Origin of the sequence: Cruoricaptor ignavus (genome assembly GCF_014961145.1) — a bacterium.
Classification (GTDB): domain Bacteria; phylum Bacteroidota; class Bacteroidia; order Flavobacteriales; family Weeksellaceae; genus Cruoricaptor; species Cruoricaptor ignavus.
Map to the genome: position 1 here is coordinate 688347 of NZ_CP063145.1, position 14526 is coordinate 702872.

The 14526-nt window shown below is 46.9% G+C and carries 14 protein-coding genes and 1 riboswitch; of the genes, 6 read left to right on the forward strand and 8 right to left on the reverse strand.

Annotated features, from left to right (window positions below; all coding sequences use genetic code 11):
• Window positions 1–86 precede the first annotated feature (86 nt).
• The 3 genes from IMZ16_RS03200 to IMZ16_RS03210 all read left to right on the forward strand — a co-directional run bounded on the left by IMZ16_RS03200 (window position 87) and on the right by IMZ16_RS03210 (window position 3929).
• The gene (locus IMZ16_RS03200) at window positions 87–953 is read left to right on the forward strand and encodes a glycoside hydrolase family 25 protein (protein WP_193440465.1); all 867 of its coding nucleotides are present in this window, start codon (window positions 87–89) and stop codon (window positions 951–953) included.
• A 174-nt stretch (window positions 954–1127) separates the two neighbouring features.
• Window positions 1128–3023: an ABC-F family ATP-binding cassette domain-containing protein gene (locus tag IMZ16_RS03205; protein WP_193440466.1), complete on the forward strand. Its 1896-nt coding sequence runs from the start codon at window positions 1128–1130 to the stop codon at window positions 3021–3023.
• A 30-nt stretch (window positions 3024–3053) separates the two neighbouring features.
• Window positions 3054–3929 carry a mechanosensitive ion channel family protein gene (locus IMZ16_RS03210; RefSeq protein ID WP_193440467.1) on the forward strand — a complete coding sequence of 292 codons (876 nt, stop codon included), beginning with the start codon at window positions 3054–3056 and terminating at the stop codon, window positions 3927–3929.
• Window positions 3930–4002: 73 nt separating this feature from the next.
• Here IMZ16_RS03210 and sucC read toward each other — a convergent pair whose 3' ends face one another.
• From sucC to IMZ16_RS03245, 7 genes are all read right to left on the reverse strand, one after another.
• Window positions 4003–5193 carry an ADP-forming succinate--CoA ligase subunit beta gene (gene sucC / locus IMZ16_RS03215; RefSeq protein ID WP_073180176.1) on the reverse strand — a complete coding sequence of 397 codons (1191 nt, stop codon included), beginning with the start codon at window positions 5191–5193 and terminating at the stop codon, window positions 4003–4005.
• 87 nt (window positions 5194–5280) lie between these two features.
• Window positions 5281–5541, reverse strand: coding sequence for a hypothetical protein (locus IMZ16_RS03220; RefSeq protein ID WP_073180178.1), 261 nt, complete (start codon window positions 5539–5541; stop codon window positions 5281–5283).
• A 42-nt stretch (window positions 5542–5583) separates the two neighbouring features.
• Window positions 5584–5970 (reverse strand): DUF423 domain-containing protein, encoded by a 387-nt coding sequence (locus IMZ16_RS03225; RefSeq protein WP_073180179.1) that lies wholly within the window; start codon window positions 5968–5970, stop codon window positions 5584–5586.
• A gap of 42 nt (window positions 5971–6012) precedes the next feature.
• Window positions 6013–7344, reverse strand: a complete 1332-nt coding sequence (locus tag IMZ16_RS03230; protein WP_193440468.1) for a hydroxymethylglutaryl-CoA reductase, degradative — start codon at window positions 7342–7344, stop codon at window positions 6013–6015.
• Window positions 7345–7380: 36 nt separating this feature from the next.
• Entirely contained in the window at window positions 7381–8868 is a 1488-nt protein-coding gene (hutH, locus tag IMZ16_RS03235; RefSeq protein ID WP_193440469.1) for a histidine ammonia-lyase, read from the reverse strand.
• Window positions 8869–9126: 258 nt separating this feature from the next.
• A complete protein-coding gene (locus IMZ16_RS03240; RefSeq protein WP_193440470.1) occupies window positions 9127–9816 on the reverse strand; it encodes a hypothetical protein in 690 nt (229 codons plus the stop codon).
• 4 nt (window positions 9817–9820) lie between these two features.
• The gene (locus tag IMZ16_RS03245) at window positions 9821–10084 is read right to left on the reverse strand and encodes a hypothetical protein (RefSeq protein WP_193440471.1); all 264 of its coding nucleotides are present in this window, start codon (window positions 10082–10084) and stop codon (window positions 9821–9823) included.
• Between the two features lie 163 nt (window positions 10085–10247).
• A riboswitch (SAM-I-IV-variant riboswitch) is annotated at window positions 10248–10345 on the reverse strand.
• Between the two features lie 144 nt (window positions 10346–10489).
• Between IMZ16_RS03245 and IMZ16_RS03250 the strand changes: the two genes are divergently transcribed.
• The 3 genes from IMZ16_RS03250 to IMZ16_RS03260 all read left to right on the forward strand — a co-directional run bounded on the left by IMZ16_RS03250 (window position 10490) and on the right by IMZ16_RS03260 (window position 12815).
• Window positions 10490–11269 carry an ADP-ribosylglycohydrolase family protein gene (locus IMZ16_RS03250; RefSeq protein WP_227411556.1) on the forward strand — a complete coding sequence of 260 codons (780 nt, stop codon included), beginning with the start codon at window positions 10490–10492 and terminating at the stop codon, window positions 11267–11269.
• Window positions 11270–11310: 41 nt separating this feature from the next.
• A complete protein-coding gene (locus tag IMZ16_RS03255; protein ID WP_193440472.1) occupies window positions 11311–11553 on the forward strand; it encodes a hypothetical protein in 243 nt (80 codons plus the stop codon).
• A gap of 164 nt (window positions 11554–11717) precedes the next feature.
• Complete coding sequence (locus IMZ16_RS03260; RefSeq protein WP_193440473.1) at window positions 11718–12815, forward strand: hypothetical protein; 1098 nt, start codon at window positions 11718–11720, stop codon at window positions 12813–12815.
• Window positions 12816–12941: 126 nt separating this feature from the next.
• Here the strand turns inward: IMZ16_RS03260 and IMZ16_RS03265 are convergent, their stop codons facing one another.
• Window positions 12942–14525 (reverse strand): calcineurin-like phosphoesterase C-terminal domain-containing protein, encoded by a 1584-nt coding sequence (locus IMZ16_RS03265; protein WP_193440474.1) that lies wholly within the window; start codon window positions 14523–14525, stop codon window positions 12942–12944.
• Between the last annotated feature and the right edge of the window lies 1 nt (window position 14526).

A 14526-nucleotide genomic window follows, 5' to 3' on the forward strand; every position in this document is an offset into this window, starting at 1 on the left:
TTTTCGCGGCTGAAAATTCTTAGGCTTGGTTTTAAAGATTTTTAATGTTAATTTTTCTTAAAGATAAAACGATATTTTTGCAGCCGATGAGCCAAGCGAAGAAAAAAGCAAGGAAAAAGAAAAAGCCGGCGAAACCGCAAGCCAAAGGCTACCGACTGAAAATCATACTCTTCGGTGCATTTCTGCTGGTGTTCTTTTTCGCAGGGCTGTTCATTACTTTTAAGGATAAAATCGCGTTTCACTGGGCGAGCTATTTCAATAAATTTGAGCATAAAACGCTGACGAACACGGAGTTTGAGCGGAACAGAATCCATACCATCATTTCCGAAAATACGGACAAGGTTTTCGGCATCGATATTTCGCACTACCAAAGGAAGGAAGATATAAAGTGGGACAGCCTGAGCATTGGCAGCGGCAGCATCCCGATACGCTTCATCATCCTGCGCTCTACGATGGGAAACCACGGTGCAGACCGACATTTCCCGGAATACTGGCAGAAAGCCAAGCAGCACAATTTAATCCGCGGCGCTTACCATTTTTACCGGCCGGATGAAGACCCGGTGCTTCAGGCTAATAACTTTTTGGCTACGGTAAATTTGGAAACAGGTGATCTGCCGCCGGTTCTTGACATTGAAAAACCGCCGCTACGAAAGACGAAGGCACAGCTGATACAGGATTTGAAAATCTGGTGCCGCATAATGGAAGAGGCCTACGGCAGAAAGCCCATCATCTACACCTACTACCATTTTTACAAGGACAACCTTCGCGGCGAATTTGACGATTATCCACTGTGGCTCGCCAATTACAATCCCGTGAAAACGCCTTCACCAAGCGATGAATGGCGTTTTTGGCAATTTTCGGAAAAGGGCATCGTGCACGGCATCAACACCAAGGTTGACCTCAATGTTTTCAACGGCGGAATGTTCGCCTTGCGACGAATGGGGATTGATTAATGAACAATCAATTAAAAATTGACAATTGATAAGGAAACGCTGTGAACCTAAAGCTTGTAGAAGGGTAAAAATCTGTGACGCTTAGTTTACAACAACGGATGAAAACCTAAATCCGTATTTTTACAAATTAGAAGAGAATCAATCATCATTTATCATCATCTTTTATCTTAAGGCGTGAACTACATTTCCGCAGAAAATCTTACGAAGTCTTTTGGTGTGAAGGTCCTGTTTGAAGGGATTTCATTTAATGTGAATGAGGGCGATAAAATCGCACTCGTGGCGAAGAACGGCAGCGGAAAATCTACCCTGCTGAAAATTCTGATGGGCAGGGAAATTGCAGATTCTGGCGAAATTTCTCTCAACAAGGATATCCAAATCGTGCTCTTCGATCAGGAAATTGAATTCGACCCGAAACTTTCCGTGGAAGAATTTATGATGACGCTGGATTCCGCACCAATTTTAGCACTAAAAAATTACCGAAAGGCTTTAGAATCTGGAAGCGCCGCAGAAATGGAAACCGCACTTGCAGAAATGGAACTGCATAAAGCCTGGGATTTGGAAACGGAGATGAAACAGTTTCTCAGTCAGCTGAAAATCAATGACTTAAATGCTGAAATGGGCCATCTTTCGGGCGGTGAAGTGAAACGCGTAGCGCTAGCCAAGCTGCTCACCGAAACAAGGGCGGAGCACCGCCACACACTGCTGATAATGGACGAGCCTACGAACCATCTGGATGTGGATATGGTGGAATGGCTGGAAAACTACCTGAACAAGGCGAAAATTACGCTGCTGCTAGTAACGCACGACAGATATTTCCTGGATGCAGTATGCGATAAAATCTGGGAAATGGAAGGCCGGCAGCTCTTTGTGCACCAGGGTTCGTACGCCACCTATCTTGAAAACAAAATGATTCGGGAGGAAAACCTGAACGCAACAATCGACAAGGCGAACAACCTGTACCGCAAGGAACTGGAGTGGATGAGGCGGCAGCCTAAAGCCCGCACCACAAAATCGAAATCACGGATTGATGCCTTCTACGAAACGGAAAAAATTGCGAAAACCGATACGAGAAAGCAGAGCCTGGAACTCGATTTTGAGATGAAACGGCTGGGTAAAAAAATTCTTGAACTAAAAAATATTTCCAAACGCTATGGCGAAAAAGTGCTGCTAAAAGATTTCAGCTACCAGTTTCAGCGCGGCGAAAAGATGGGAATCATCGGGAAAAATGGCGCAGGAAAATCTACCCTTCTGAACATTATTCTGGGCAACGAACCTGCAGATTCCGGCGAAATTGAAACCGGCGAAACGATAAGTTTCGGGCATTTCTCCCAAAAAGGAATTCAGTTCAACGAGGATGAAAGGGTGATAGATTTCATCCGGGAAATCTCGGAAAATTTTCCGCTGGCCAACGGGAAAGTGATTTCCGCATCGCAGTTTTTGCGGATGTTTTTGTTTGACGACCAAACGCAGTATTCACCCATTGCCAAACTTTCCGGCGGCGAAAAGCGGCGGCTTCAGCTGATGAAGGTGCTGTACGAAAACCCGAATTTCCTGATTTTTGACGAACCAACGAACGACCTGGATTTGCCAACACTCACCGTGCTGGAAAATTTTCTACAGAATTTCCAGGGCTGCCTGCTCATCGTTTCGCACGACCGGTATTTTATGGACAGAATTGTGGATCACATCCTGGCTTTTGAAGGCGATGGAAAAATCCGCGACTTTACAGGGAATTTCACGGAATACCGCGAGAAATTTGCGAAAAACCAGTCCGCCGAGAATAAATCTGAGAATCCTGAAATTGAAAAGAAAGAAATTGAGAATGAGAGCGCTACGGTAGTCAATACTAAGCAAAGCCGCAAACTCTCCTTCAAAGAAAAGCGCGAGCTGGAAACGATTGAGCGCGAAATGCCAGAGCTGGAAGAAAGGCGCGGCGAAATCCTGAACGCGCTGAACAGCGAAACCGATTACCAAAAAATTTCCGAACTTTCCGCAGGATTAGAAGAAATTTCTTCACGGCTGGAAGCGCACGAAATGCGCTGGCTGGAGCTTCAGGAAGTACTTGGCTAAACTTTCACTATTTTTGCCCAAATTTTTTCGATGAACGATATTACGCAACAAACGATGTCCTACATCGACATCGTCTATCACACACTGGAGCGCTGGTACAAGCAGTTTGCGGCATTCACGCCCAACCTTATTGCCGGGCTCATCGTGTTCTTCCTTTTTCTGAAGGGAAGCCGATGGCTCAGCGAAACCACCGTGAAACTCCTGAACAAATTTTTGCCTAAGGGGCAGGGGCGCACCACCGCAGTCTCCATGGTGGGCTTATTCAGATTTATGTTCGTGCTTCTGGGTACCTTCCTTTCGCTGGAAATTATGGGCCTCAGCAGCGTTCTCTGGAAATTTATAGGAAGCCTGGGTGTAGCCGGTGTGATTGCCGGTGTGGCTTTGCGCGATCTGGTGGCATCGATGTTTTCGGGAATTTTGGTGGGCGTGGATAAATCCTTCCGTGTTGGCGATTACATTCAGCTGGCGAACTACACGGGAACCGTGAACGATATCGGTTTCCTTACCACCAAGCTGATAACCGATGATGGCAAGGTGGTCTTCATACCGAACCAGGTGATTTTCAATGCGCCGTTTTTCAATATCTCTGCTTCGCCGCAGCGGCGTGTAGTGCTGGATATTCAGATTCCGGTGGATGAAGATATCGAAAAAGCCCGCCAGGTAATTATCGACGAACTTGAAAGGCAGCACAGGAAAGACAACATACAGGATCCGGTGCAGGTGCTGTACAGCAAGGTGGAAGACGGAATGTTTTACCTTAATGTTAATTTTTCCGTACCCACTCCGTCTCAGTTTCTTACGAAAAGGAATGATTCCATCATACTTTTGAGTAAAAAACTTAAGGAGGCTGGCATCCAATTCATCACGCCTACCAGCGTAAGTTTGGAAAATGGTGTGAACCGCTGAAGCACAATCAAAAAAACAAAAAAATTTCCGCCCAATTTATGAGCGGAAATTTTTTTTTGATAAGTGCTAATGATTAGGCTACGACTTCCTTCACCTTGTTTGCAGCTTCCTCTAGCGTAATCACCGAGTGAATCGGCAGGCCTGCTTCATCGATAAGCTTTTTCGCTTCTTCGGCATTAGTTCCCTGAAGCCTTACAATCAGCGGTACAGGGAATTCGCCTATTTCCTTGTAAGCATCCACAATACCTTGCGCCACCCTATCGCAGCGCACAATTCCACCAAAAATATTGATGAGGATAGCTTCCACATTTGGATCTCTCAGAATGATGTCGAAGGCTGTTTTCACTCTCGCAGCATCAGCCGTACCGCCCACATCCAGGAAGTTTGCAGGGTTTCCGCCGGAAAGCTTAATCATATCCATCGTTGCCATTGCAAGCCCTGCACCGTTCACCATACAGGCTACATTACCATCCAGCTTCACGAAGTTCAGCCCCGCTTCACCGGCCTCCACATCCATCGGGTCCTCTTCCCTTTTGTCGCGAAGTTCCGCAAGGTCTTTATGCCTGTAAAGCGAGTTGCCGTCCAGCGTTACTTTCGCATCCACAGCGATGATTCTGTCATCCGAAGTTTTCAGCACCGGATTGATTTCGAAAAGCGAAGCATCGATGCCGATGTATGCATTGTAAAGACTGGTGATGAATTTCACAAAATCCTTTTGCGCAGCGCCGGAAAGCCCGAGGTTGAAGGCAATCTTTCTCGCCTGGAAAGGCTGCAGGCCAAGAGCTGGATCGATGGTTTCCTTGTGGATTAGGTGCGGCGTTTCTTCTGCAACCTGCTCAATATCCATACCGCCTTCTGTGGAATAAACCACGGTATTTTTGCCCTGAGCCCTGTCCAGAAGGATGGATACATAAAATTCCTTCGTTTCGGATTCACCAGGGTAATACACATCTTCCGCAATCAGTACAGAGTGTACCTTCTTCCCTTCCGCAGAGGTTTGCGGCGTCACGAGTTGCATCCCGATAATGTTGTTGGCATTTTCTTCCAGCTTTTCCATCGTAGGCGAGAATTTTACGCCGCCGCCTTTTCCACGGCCTCCGGCGTGAACCTGTGCCTTTACAACCCAGCCGTCATTGCCGGTCATTTCCTTCAGCTTTCCTGCGGCATCTTTCGCTTCCTGCACATCGTTGGCAAGGAAACCGCGCTGAATGTTTACACCGTAATTAGCCAAAATCTCTTTGGACTGATACTCGTGAAGATTCATAATATAATGTTGTTAAATTTTTTTTGCTTGAATTTTCTGCTTCAAATTTAATAAAACTTTGGCAATGATGAAATACCGTGCGGAAATTTAATATCTCCTGCCTACCTCCCTACAGACCTCCAGCAAATCCGGCGGCATGGAAGAAAAGGCGCCCTGCTCATAATACTCTCCCGTATGGGGTATGTAGATGCTGTAGCGCCTGCCTGTGGGGATCAGCGGGATGAAAAATACTGAAATGTAATTTTTAAAAACGCGGACCTCGGCATTTACCTCCTGGCCGTTTCTGTTGATGCGAACCGTTTCCTGACCCGCAAGTTTGGAAGAATTTCCTGCTATGAAGAAGAACATAATTTTAGAGTTAAGTTTCTGAGCGAAATTAAGAATTTACCGTTAATTTTTTAACTTGAAAAAATAGAACATCAGCATAGCCCAGGAGATGATCATCATCAGGCCGCCTATGGGCGTTACGGGGCCGAGGAATCTGAGATTCACGCCCCAGCTCTCCTGGAAACTCAGCAGATAAATGCTTACGGAAAAGAGCAGTGTGCCGATGATCATCAGCCAGCCTATCCAGCGCTCCGCCCCGGACTGGAAGTTCAAGATGTAGCCTACGAGCAGCAGATAAAATGCGGAGTACATCATGTAGCGCACGCCGGTTTCAAAGCTTTCCAGCTGCGCCGGCGAGAGAATCTTTTTGAATGCGTGCGCACCAAACGCCCCCAAGATTACCGAGAGCATCCCGTACAGCGCACCGAATATCAACACTGTGTTTTTCATTGAAATTGAGGATTTAGAAATAGGATTTAAAATTAAAAATTTTTAAGAATTACCCCGCAAACTTTCCAGCGCGGCGATTACCTCGTGGTGGCTGGCGGTTTTGTCCTGAAACAGCTTCAGCACAGCCTCTTTTTCCCTGGCATTTGCCCCGTGCTGATTTAGGATATTCATCATATGCATCTTCATATGCCCTTTCTGTATGCCGGTGGTTACCAGCGAGCGAACAGCTGCGAAATTCTGCGCCAGCCCGGAGGCTGCAAGGATGCTCATAAGCTCCGGCGCTGAAGGCCTGCCCAGCAGCTCCAGAGAAAATTTTACCAGCGGATGAAGCCCCGTGAGGCCACCCACCACGCCCACGGCAACGGGCAAATCGAGCCAGAAGCGGAAAATCCCGCCCTCTGCCGTATAGTGCGAAAGCGAGCTGTACCTCCCTCCAAGAGAGGCGTAAGCGTGCACACAGGCTTCCGTAGCGCGGAAATCGTTGCCAGTGGCGATCACCACGGCGTCCACCCCGTTCATGATGCCCTTGTTGTGCGTGGCAGCGCGGTAGGGCTCCGCCTCAGCTATGGCGACTGCCTGCCTGAACTTTTCAGCGAAAACTTCCGGCGGCATACCACTGTCGTCCTTCAGTTCCTCTATTTTGCAGCTGACCTCCGCACGCACGAGGCACTGCGGAGTGAGGTTGGAGAGGATGTTCATCACCACCTGAAGCGACTGCTTTTCCTCGTCAGAAAATTCCTCGGATGCCTGAATTTCTACCTCCAAAGTACTGCCGATGCGCTCCAGGCAGGTATTGATAAAGTTGGCACCCATTGAATCCTTCGTATCGAAACTAACTTTAAGTTGGTAATAATCAGCCAGCTCCGTGGTTTTATCGATAAGTTCTATATCGAGAATTCCGCCGCCGCGCCTGCGCATATTAGCGGTGATAGGATCGGTAGCCTCAAAAAGTTTTTGCTTTAAATTTCTATGAAAAAAATCGCTAAGCTTCGCTGCACTAGTATGGAAAATAAAATGCGTGTGCCCCAGTTTGGTGGTGCCGAGAATCTCGGTGCGGAAGCCGCCCCGCTCCAGCCAGAATTTCGCTGCTTTGGATGCCGCTGCCACTACGGAGCTCTCCTCCACGGCCATCGGCAGAGCCATTAATTTCCCGTCAATCAAGAAGTTAGGGGCTATGCCATAAGGCATATAAAAATTGGACACGGTATTTTCTGAAAACTCATCGTGAAGTTTCTGAAGGCTTTCGTCTTCGTTCCAATATTGTTTGAGGATATTCGTAAACTCCTGGTTTCCTGACAGATATTCATTAACAATGATATCGATCTTCTGCTCCTTGCTAAGTTTGGAAAAACCCTGAACCGGCTTGTGCGTCATCTCTGTTTGGTTAAAAATTAATTCTGACTAAAAAATTTAAACTGAAACCTTAAATTTCCTTTCTCTGATCATCTGTGCGATTTTCAGCATATCCTCGCCAATCAGGCGGTCGTCTTCAAGTTTTGGCACTTCGCTACGGATGATTTCAAAATTCTCCTCGATGAGCGGCGAGGATTTTGAGGGCCTTCGAAATTCCAGCCCCTGCGCGGCGAACATCAGTTCTACGGCAAAAATATTCACGAGATTGTCCAGAACCCTGTGGAATTTCCTGCCGGAGATGCTGCCCATCGATACATGATCTTCCTGCCCGAGGCTTGTAGGCACGGAATCTGCGGATGCCGGGAAGCAGAGCGTCTTGTTCTCCGTAACCAGCGCCGCAGAGATGTACTGGGGAATCATAAATCCGGAATTCAGCCCGGAGCTCTCGGTGAGGAGCCGCGGGAGGCCGAATTTGCCCTCGAGCAGGAGGTAGCTCCTTCGGTCTGAAATATTTCCCAGCTCTGCCGCGGCAAATGTGGCGTAATCAAGCGGCAGCGCAAGCAGCTGCCCGTGGAAATTGCCCCCGGAGATGGATTCCTCCGCACTCAGCACTATGGGGTTGTCGGTCACCGAATTCAGCTCTATTTCAGTGAGATCTCGGAGGTGGTAAAATGCATTTCTGCTGGCGCCGTGCACCTGGGGCACGCACCGGAAGGAGTACGGATCCTGCACGCGGTAGTATTCCTCATCCCTCTCCAGCTCGGTTTTTTTAAGAATTTTATGCATCCTGGCAGCCACTTTTTTGGAACCTTTAAAGGGGCGGATCTCGTGGAGCTCTTTTTTGAACGGACTGGCATTGCCGAGGTATGCCTCCAGCGACATTGCGGCGGCGAGGTCGGCAAGGTCGAGCAGATAATCCATTTTCTCCAGCCCGAGGATGGCATGCGCCAGGATAAACTGGGTACCGTTGATGAGCCCTAGCCCTTCCTTCGGCCCTAGCGTCAGCGGCTTCAGGCCGTGTTCCTGAAGAATTTGTGCTGCATCGCGGATTTCCTTGCCTTGCCAAACTTGGCCAAGCCCCAGCAGCGGCAGCACCATATGGGAGAGCGGCGCGAGGTCGCCAGATGCTCCTACGCTGCCCTGCTCCGGGATTACGGGGATGATGTCTTTCTCCAGCATTACAAGCAAGCGCTCGATCACTTCCTGCGAAACTCCCGAGAAGCCTTTGGAAAGTGCGTGGATCTTGGTAATCATCATCAGTTTAGAAAGATCTTTGCTGAGGGGCTGCCCCACCCCAACGGCGTGGGAAATGATGAGATTGTGCTGCAGCTGCGCGGTTTCCGATTCGGAGATTTTCACATCGCAGAGTGGGCCGAAGCCGGTATTAATGCCGTATACCGTACGGTCGGATTCTACGATTTCCCGCACATTCTGCTGGGATTTGAGGATTTGTTGTCTGGCTTTGTCATCCAATTTCGCCTTGTTGGGCTGCCTTAGGATTTTTAATACATCCTCAAGACTGAAAAATGCTGTACCGTAGGTCATTTTATAATGTGATTAATGAAAGGAAATTATGCAAAATAAGTTGTGAATCTGCATAATATTAATTTAACAAAAATAACATTAAATTCTGCAAAATCAAAAATCCCAGAGATATGGAACCTCACAACCATACGACAATTCCGGATTCAAGCCGAGGATTGGGCCGTATTTTGTCATACTCATACCGCAGCATTCCTTGGTATTTACTTCTCGGGACCACGCAGGAATAGGTGCCTTTATTCTGCAGCAGCTTCAGCAGGTTTACGCGTCATTTTTCAATTCGTTTCGTTTTCTTCTATCAATAAATTCGCCGGGCAAGCTTCCTCTACCAAATTCCTGCTCCAGAAACCACGCAAATTCCGTAGCCTTTTCTGTCGCTATCTCGCGAAACTGCAGCTGCAGCTTTTCCTCTGTACTTTTCGAGTTATAGTTTCTCAGCTTTTCTTCCAGCTGGCTGAATCTTGGCGGCACCCTGTCTTTCGGCCTGGAATGGATGTTGAAATCCGGGAATTTCCCGTTCACCACGATCCAAGTCGCCATAAAGTTGAAAATTTCCAACGCCGTTCTTCCGTCCACATCTTCTTCCGGCTTGTAGTGCGGCAGCTGGCTTTTCGCATATACACGCATCAGCTGCTCCCGGTTTCTCATATAATCGTAGCGGTTCTGGCTGTTGAACTTGTCTAGAATTCCCAGCATTTTCACGAATTCCATCCTTGCCAAATCCCGATGCCTCATCAGGTCTGTGCTGTAGCGGTAGCAATCTTCCAGCAGTTGCTCCGCAATTTTGTATTGCTGCTCGGCGTTCCAGTCCTCACCTTTGTTGATTTTGCTTAAAACCAAGCCTTGGTATGGCGAAAAAATCTTGACTTCCACAGCAAAGGGCGTGGAAAAATTCACATTGCCGATGATTGTTTGGCCCTGCAATTCTATGGTTAAAAGGTTTCTGTTCATTTGTTTAAATTTGTCCAAATTCTCCCGATTCTTTCAGTTGCACAATTCTGTTGCCCACAAGTTTCACCTTGTATTTCAGTGAAAGCCCTGTTGTCTTCACGGCTTCTCCACCGTCTATCCCTCTTTCCAGCACGGTTTCCCGAAGTGCGGAAAGGTATCTTCCTCTTGCTGCTACCCAGCCTGGTTTCCCTACTTCTTGGTTGATTTTTCCGATGAGTTCCTCGTTGGTCAGGGGGCGTAGTTTCGCCCGGTATTCTTCGTAAGTCATTTTTAAAAAAATTAAGTTGATTGAGAGATTAAAAAATTAAGAGATTTATGCTCATTAAGCTGCCGGAGTTTCCAGTTCGGCAAACATTTCTGCGTTTTGGATTTTCTTTTGCTCATAAAAACTGGTTTTGGTTGAAACTCATTTTTATCAGCAGGAACAGCGTATGCATCTTATATTTTGGCGATAGCCCTCATACTAAACCACCGTGGATTTTGGTCTCTCGGTTGGTGTCCGCAATTTGCGGCGCTCCTGATGATTTCTTTTGCAAACTTACGGCAGAACCTTCCCTGATTTTAATTTTGCAACATTGCAAAACTCCTACAGCTCAGTTTCGCTCTATACCTTTGTGATAGAAATTTAATCGAAAAAATTAAACCCCCTGTCAATCTGAGCAAATCTAAAACAATGTCAAACTCCACAATTCTCGGTGCAATTGCAGGCGATATTATCGGCTCGGTTTATGAACGCCGCAATCATAAAAGCAAGGAATTCCCGCTGTTTGATGAACGCGCAAAATTCACCGATGATAGCGTGATGACGCTGGCTGTAGCCGATGCCCTGATGCACGGAAAAGATATAGCCGAAACGCTGAAAGCCTACGGCAGAAAATATCCTGATGCTGGCTACGGCGGTAGATTTTCGCGCTGGATTTCTTCGGATGAAAAGACACCCTACCACAGCTTTGGCAACGGCTCTGCGATGCGTGTTTCTCCGGTGAGCTTTATAGTAAAATCTGTGGCAGAATGCCTGGAGCTTTCGAGGAAAACGGCGGAAGTTTCGCACAATCATCCCGAAGGAATTAAAGGTGCACAGGCTGTAAGTTTAGCCGGGTTTCTGGCAAAGAACGGCGCCACAAAAAACGAGATACAGGAAGAAATCGGCGAGCGTTTCGGCTACGATCTGAATTTCACCTGCGATGAAATCCGCCCGAAATATGGCTTTGATGTAAGCTGCCAGGGCTCCGTTCCGCAGGCTTTAGTGGCTTTTCTGGATGGCAGCAGCTATGAGGATACGCTGCGCAACGCCATCTCCATCGGTGGAGATTCCGATACCATAGCCTGCATTTCCGGCGGAATTGCGGCGGCTTTTTACGGCGGCATCCCTGGCGATATACGGAAATATGCACTGGGCAAACTGCCGCCCGAGCTTCAGGACATCGTGCTGGAATTTGAGGAGAGATTTTAATTGAAACTTAACCTTAATATTAACCTAAAAATTGAAACAAAATGGAAGTACACCCACCAGCCATTAGCCCCGAAGTTTACCAGATTCTGCTGGAGCCGGAAATTGATGTTTTAGCAGAACTCCGTTTAAAACTGGAGGAAATTCACAATGCTAGTGTTTATGCCGATATTTATGATTTGGATGAGGACAGCATCTACATCCATTTTTCCAAGAACCAGAAATTTGAAAACATCCTGGAAAACATCGTGCTGAACAGGGAAACTTTAACCTGGGATTTTATTTGATTAAAACTTGAAAATTGTAAATAAATTTGTAAATTAACAGAAAAAAAATTATGAATCTAGATGCATACGCTGTAGAAAGAATCAGCAAAATTATCGACTGCCAGGGCTACTGTAAATTAGGTAAAGAAGTAGAACCTGGCAGTAAACGATCTCTCAGAATTTGAATGAAAATCCACCTCATAAAAACGCCGGAGCTTCCGCAGGAATTGCTGGAGAGCGTGCACGAGCTGCTCTGCGCAGAGAAAGGCCCGATGGAATTCGTAATCTCCAAGCCAAAATGGACGGAGGATGACTTTCGGAAAGCCTGCCAGACGCCGTTTTCAGACTTGGTAACCTTTGATATCGATTCAGAATATTACCGCCAGGAATATTTCCCTGAACTTGGCTATCCGCTCAGTTGGCGGGAACTGTTCTCCCTCTGCGATCGCTCCCGCGAAATCCTGAAAATTCCGGATGATGATTTCGTAATCCTGCTTACCAACCGCCGAAATTCGATGAACTTCTTCAGCATGTTCGATACTGGCGGAAAGCGCAACGCCTTCGTGCAGTGCAGCGACTGGGAATTTTTCCTACAGGCTTCGCCGGTGTTTCCCGCGGCATACGAAACCGTGTCCAATGTGCTGCAGATCCTGATGAACTTCGACATAGAGGTGCCGCCTGAAATGAATTTCCATATGGAGCCTGTGGGCTGCATCAACGATTTCTGCGAAAACAAAACCGAAATCCTACTGAAGCTGCGTACGGCGGACATCTGCCACGATTGCTTGCAGCGCGCCAAGGCCCACGGCATCACGCCGGAAATCCTGATGCAATCGCTGGAAATTTTCGAATCCGTACGGAAGGCAATGAAGTTTGCACAAGGTTTCGTAGGAAATCTTCAACCGAAAAAACTGACGATTACGCACGATTGCAAAATCTTCATCGGCAAAGATGAAATTGAACTAAAGCCGCTGGAAAAGGTGATCTTCATACTATTCCTGCGGCACCCTGAAGGCATCGTGCTGCGCAATCTGGGAGATTACGTGCAGGAAATGAACCGCATTTACGAAATGCTCCGTTTCAACCCTGACCCTGACAGAATCGCATTTCTCGCCAATCCGAACGGTACCACCTTCCGCCCTACGAAATCCCGGCTTCACAAAAATCTGGAATCTAGGCTGGGCAAAGATTTAGCCCAGTACTACACCATCAGCGGAACACCGGGAAAGGCCTTCCGCATCGCACTGCCGCAGGATTATAGAGAGATGGAGTTTGATTTTTAATCCCCTTATTATCGAAAAAATCAACTTCACAAAACAGTCTCGTTTCACCCTCATCAGTATTGTATCATTCTAAAAATCCCGCAAAGCATCAGCCTCGCGGGATTCTGAAATATATAAAGAAAGAATTTACGGTATTGGCTTCAGCTCGCTAACGGTAAATTGAGCATTGGCGGTGTGCGTGTCGCCGTACATATCCTTTGCCCGAACTTCTACCCTGTGCTCGCCATTTTCCAGCTTCGGAAATCTCGCCACCCAGATATGGCGGGAATTTTCCGGGTAAGATGGCCTTCTGCCGGCATATAGCGTCTCCGTGGCGTCCCACTTCAGCACAGATTGAGTAAACTCCGGATCAAAAGTTTCCGCATACTGCATCGGTTTCCACTCGCCGCCGTCTATGCGGTATTCCACCGAATCGTTTTTGCTTCCGCTGAAGAAGTTGGCTACGATGCTGGCGTTATTTCTCACATTCTGCACCACCTTCGGTACATAGAGCTTTATTTGGTAATTCTCAGGTTTTCCTGCTACTTTGTATTGAATTTTATACTTGTTCCCGCTAAAGTTTACAAAAGAGTAGCCCTGCTCCGTACCATCTCTCATCATACTTTTAGGCAGGCCCCTTTCATTTGCGGTTCCTGAAAACCAATCGCCGGAAGTAGTTCCCATATTGATTTCGTGGAGATCTTTAGCGCCCTGCCATCCGTGATCTTTTGTGTAAAAAAGCTGAGATTGCTTGTGTGTATGGGCGGACATCATCAGAATGTTCTCGTAAGGTTGAAGGATGTCGAAAAGCGCCTTTCTGTCTTCCATCCTGAAATGATCTTCCCCCGGTCTTTCCGGTTCCATCTGGATGTGGAAAGCCAAAACCACCAACTTATTTTTATCTACAAATTTCAGGTCGTTTTTAATGAATTCCAGTTGATCTGGCCTAAAACCTCCGTAATAACCTTTACCATCCCTTGGATCCGGATAAAGTATGTCGTCCAAGATGATAAAATGCACATCAGCGTAGTTGAAAGAATATGTGCTAGGCCCAAAAGTCTTTTCAAAAGATTCATCGGAATGCCTATCTTCCTTGGCCTCGTAATTCATATCGTGGTTGCCCATCACATTATACCAAGGCAAGCCAATCTCCTTCATTACCTGTGCATACTGCGGATGAAGCGTTAAATCATCACCAACTAAATCACCGAGTGTGATTCCAAAAACAGCATTTTTCTTATTAGTTTTTACTTCATCTACAATAGCCCTTCTAAAGTAATCTAACTCACGAAGGTTGTAAGGTTGTGGGTCTCCGAAAACGAGAATCTCAAAATTCGGATTTTCCTGCTGGCGGTGCAGCGCGAAATTAATATTCTTTGGAAGCTTGCCTGTAGGCTTAACACCTTCATATTTAAAGCCTGCTGGTGAGCCATTAGGTTTATGGTTATAGTAAAATTGAGGTAAGTTCAAATGATTCATTGGAACCTGGTAACCTGCTGGCTTTACTACGAAGATGATCTGGTCGTCATCAATTGGGAGAGTGTATCTTCCCGCAGCATCAGTTTGTACTACCTGAATGCCATTTGAAACCGAAACGCTGGCAATTCCTTTTTCACCGCGATCCATTTTCCCGTTGCGGTTAGCATCATCGAACACATAGCCTGTCACATTATTAGCTAAGGCTGATGCCGCCGTAAAAATTAAAGTGGCTACAGTTAATCTGAATTTCATT